Annotated in this window: 5 protein-coding genes and 1 pseudogene; all 6 read right to left on the bottom strand. The window is 48.0% G+C overall.

Annotated elements, in window-relative coordinates:
* Positions 1 to 1,599 (bottom strand): annotated as a pseudogene (locus BZL41_RS26510) (calcium-binding protein); the annotation flags it as partial.
* Between the two features lie 11 nt (positions 1,600 to 1,610).
* On the bottom strand, positions 1,611 to 2,123 hold the full coding sequence (locus BZL41_RS28295) for a hypothetical protein (protein WP_143518167.1): 513 nt from the start codon (positions 2,121 to 2,123) through the stop codon (positions 1,611 to 1,613).
* Between the two features lie 9 nt (positions 2,124 to 2,132).
* Positions 2,133 to 2,531: a hypothetical protein gene (locus BZL41_RS28290; RefSeq protein WP_143518166.1), complete on the bottom strand. Its 399-nt coding sequence runs from the start codon at positions 2,529 to 2,531 to the stop codon at positions 2,133 to 2,135.
* 96 nt (positions 2,532 to 2,627) lie between these two features.
* Positions 2,628 to 3,071: a hypothetical protein gene (locus BZL41_RS26505; RefSeq protein WP_095602028.1), complete on the bottom strand. Its 444-nt coding sequence runs from the start codon at positions 3,069 to 3,071 to the stop codon at positions 2,628 to 2,630.
* Between the two features lie 9 nt (positions 3,072 to 3,080).
* Positions 3,081 to 3,581: a hypothetical protein gene (locus BZL41_RS28285; protein WP_143518165.1), complete on the bottom strand. Its 501-nt coding sequence runs from the start codon at positions 3,579 to 3,581 to the stop codon at positions 3,081 to 3,083.
* A 19-nt stretch (positions 3,582 to 3,600) separates the two neighbouring features.
* Positions 3,601 to 3,726, bottom strand: coding sequence for a hypothetical protein (locus BZL41_RS29235; protein ID WP_256578254.1), 126 nt, complete (start codon positions 3,724 to 3,726; stop codon positions 3,601 to 3,603).
* Positions 3,727 to 3,876 lie beyond the last annotated feature (150 nt).

Genomic DNA, 3,876 nt, shown 5'->3' with positions numbered 1-3,876 from the left:
GGCCATGCCGCGGAGCGTGTCGGCTCCGGCCCGCCCTTGCAGATGGTCTTGCCCGTCACCACCCTCCAGATAATCCCGGCCCGACAAACCGCTCAACAGGTCGTCGCCGTCTCCCCCGAAGAGCGATCCACCGCGCCCCTCATTCGAATAGCCCACCGTCAGTTCATCCGAATCGTTGGTGCCGAAGCGGGTAAACGGATCTTGCGTCAGTGCGCGATCCACCAAGGCCGCTTGGATCTGGCGGTTGAGCAGGTCGGCGCGGGCCTGCAGATAGGCGTCCGAATAATTTTCCAAGCCCTGCAAGCGTTGCTCTGGGCTCAATGCCAGATCGGCATCCCATTTCCGAGCAAGATCGCGATGCACTTCCTTCAAAGCATCCGTACCAAGTCCTTGCAACACGAACGGCGTAAGAAACTGCAACGCGAGAAAATGGCCGAAATCGGTCTTGGCGCTCGTTGCACTGGCGTTGCCAACCGAAATGGATACCTTTCCTTCCAAGCTCTTGAATACTGGGCTTTCCGTCAGAGCGGAAAGATTTTCATGAAAGCGTATGCGCGACTGCGGGCTGTTCCCCTCATCACCGATAGGGGTGCTTGCTCCACCCAATCCGAGCACCTGACGCAACGCATCGAGCGCGCCCTCCAAGGAGGCTTCGGTTCGCAAGGAAGAGGCCTCGAACAAGTCGTTCGCCATAGCCAAATCCAAGCGAGGGTCCAATGTTTGCAGAGCATTGGCCAAGGCAAGTGTATCGGTCAGCTTGTACATGTAATGGTTGGGGAAACCAGTACCTTCTTCGTTGAACAACTCGACCCTCTTTCCGATTTGCTCGAACCAGAAAGTATTGGTAGTGACGTTGATGCCGTTCTTGGCAAAGAAGTTGGTCTGCTCGCTGGAACTGGGGAACCGCCCTAATCCATATCCCGGTCCTAACAACTCCTCCCAACGTTTGAATACAGGCTCGCTTCCAAAAAAACCCGCGCTGTTGAATGTGGTGGTGTGCAGAACATTGGCATGACGACCGAACAGCCGGGTAAATGCCGATGCCAAGTAACCACCCAAGCTATGACCACTGACCTCGACACCGGCGGCCAACTCTTCGGAGGAAATCAGTCCCTCCCCCATTACAGACGGCGCAAGGACTAATTGCGATCCTATGACTGGATTGCCAAGCGCACCTCCTCCGTCTTCCACAAGCGAAGTCGCCACTTGCAAGGCCATTTCAGACTTAGGGGTTGTAATCCGCAGCCACCAATTGATCATGTCTGTAATCTGGCTAGCGGCATTACCGGTAATCGAAAGTTCTCCGTCAGTGAGAAAATCCTGTAATCCCGCGGTACCTTGCATCGAGACGTACAGCTTTCCATCTTCTCCTTTCCAGACAGTGGCGTCGAAGCCAGAGCCAAACTTATCGTCAGTCTCCACATGAGTCAGAACGCTAAAATTTTTCTGTATATATGTAGCCAATGATGGCGTCATACGTTTTTGCAAGAAAGAAAACAAAACCTCTCCAGAGGCAAAATCTTCAGTCTTGTCATCCAAGTCGTATGTCGCATCAGACAAAAGAGCACTAACATAGGAACCAAACATAGAATTAGACATTTACCCAAACCCTATTCAAATGTTAACTTAATTTGATAACGATTAATCACTTCTCGCAATGGATAGCCTCCTACCCCTCCACAACTAGCACTAACAATAAGAGGAGAATTATTTTCCGATATCCCTAGTCCCCTTATCAGCCACCCCCCTCTAACGCGGTATATAGAGAATCTGATAACGACCTCCCCCGACAATTCATCCACATAAGTTTTTTCAGCCATCTCAGTTTCCAGAAGCGTTCCTGGCACCGGCTTAAACAAACTCATTCTCGAAACTAATGTTCTGCCCCTCTGTTTTTCAAAAGCAGCCATAGGCGGGAAACCATTTTTTGAGCATAAACTGTTCATTTGATAAACCCCAATCAATTCATCAGAAAATGGCAGAACAAGAACAAGCATAAATGAGATCAACACAGCCGCTATTTTTTTAAATTGAGATTTAAAAAACCGCCCTATCATTCGAGCGACAAAAGTAGCAACCGCCAGCCAAACGCCGAGCACTGCAAGCAAAAACAATCCAGTCACAATCTCTCCTTAATTCAAAATTTCTATATTAAGATTCTTTAAAATCATATCTTGATCAAATGGTCCACACCATGCATCAAACAACAATGGTGAATTATTTTCAGATATCCCTAGAACTCTAATAAACCACCCTCCTTGAGCACGAAGCTCATTATATTTGACAAGCACCTCTCCAGTTTCCGCATCCGTAAACACAATCGGGTCAATACGAACTTTCACTGCTACCCCATCCAAGAATCTGTCTTCCCCTCTCCTAACATAAAAAACCTTTCTCCCTTTAGCCCTCTCCTCGTTTACATATACTTTTGTATACTGCTCACAGAGATCACTAAATTGCCATCCACCAACAACCTCATCCAGAACAGGCGCAATCATAAGAAACGCAAAAACAAGAAGCATCCAACCCATCTCAGACCACGATTTCTTATATATCAAGCAAAACACCTAATAACTAGCAAAGATAACACCAACCAACCTAAAAAACTGCAATCAAATGTAGGCCAGTTATATCTCACCTCTGATTGGGCTGCCGTACGCATCCTCTCCGTCTTCAACAAGCGAAGTCGCCACTTGTAAGGCCATTTCAGACTTAGGCGTTGTAATCCGCAGCCACCAATTGATCATGTCTGTAATTTGGCTAACGGCGTTACCGGTAATCGAAAGTTCTCCGTCAGTGAGAAAATCCTGTAATCCCGCAGTACCCTGCGTCGAGACGTACAGCTTTCCATCTTCTCCTTTCCAGACAGTGGCGTCGAAGCCAGAGCCCGTGACATCATCAGTTTCAATGTGCGAAACTACGGAAAATTGTTTTGCAATGTAGGAGGCGACCGGCTCAGTCATTCTAAACCTGAGCGCATTTACCAAATCAGCACCTGAAAGATCTTCAACCGGACTATCCAATGCGTAAGTAGCATCGGCCAAAAGGGCATTCCAATATGTCTTTCCCATTACCAACTCCTAGTTAACAACCTTAATACCAAATATTTTTTTAAAATCGTACCTATTAGATGGAGCACATCCCCCTTCAAATAACAAGGGAGCATTCGCCTCAGACACACCCAAGAAGCGAACTAGCCACCCACCCTGCGCATGCAGGATATGATATTTAACAATGACATTACCTGTATCAACATCGCGGTACACATATGGATCTATACGAATCTTCAACATCACTCCCTCAACATATCGATCTTCCTTTCTCACTTCAGAAAAAACGTTTCGATTATAAGCATGCTCCTCGTCGACTTGGACCACTGCATAGCTTTTACACAACGAGTTGAATTGCCACTTACCAACCAACTCGTCTATTAGAGGCACAATCAATAGAACCAAAAATATCGAAACCCCACCTATCACTCTCAAAAATCCAGATTTAAATAATCGAATCACATAGCGTGTGACAAATACGACAAAAACCAACCAAGCGGCAAACACCGCAGCCAAAAGAAACCCAGTCATTGCCTGTCTCCCATAATAGTTAGCGGACCCAGGTCAACCAGGGCGGATGCAGCGCCTTGTTCTCAATCCCGTGTTCATCCAGTTGATCGGCCGCACGCAGCGCCTCGTAATCGGCCAGGAACTCCTCGTGGGTGCGTTGCCCCATCGCCGCCGACACCAGAATCAACGCCCCTGCGATCCCCGTAGCGGCATACGTGGGCGGTTGCAGGAGCTGAGTGCAACAGGGTTATTGAATTGAAGCGGGAGCATCATGCTGCATAGCCATAGCTTTCTGCATCACCTCACTCATGACTTC

The sequence above is a fragment of the Pseudomonas sp. PIC25 genome, from assembly GCF_002286785.1.
Lineage (GTDB): Bacteria > Pseudomonadota > Gammaproteobacteria > Pseudomonadales > Pseudomonadaceae > Pseudomonas_M.
Note: the sequence above shows the minus strand (reverse complement) of the source record. Positions and strands in the feature narration are given on the sequence as shown.

Coding starts and splice junctions, on each gene's coding strand:
- BZL41_RS28290 (WP_143518166.1), bottom strand. CDS start 2,531: ATGGGTTGGATGCTTCTTGTTTTTGCGTTTCTTATGATTGCGCCTGTT.
- BZL41_RS26505 (WP_095602028.1), bottom strand. CDS start 3,071: ATGGGAAAGACATATTGGAATGCCCTTTTGGCCGATGCTACTTACGCA.
- BZL41_RS29235 (WP_256578254.1), bottom strand. CDS start 3,726: ATGGGGCAACGCACCCACGAGGAGTTCCTGGCCGATTACGAGGCGCTG.
- BZL41_RS28285 (WP_143518165.1), bottom strand. CDS start 3,581: ATGACTGGGTTTCTTTTGGCTGCGGTGTTTGCCGCTTGGTTGGTTTTT.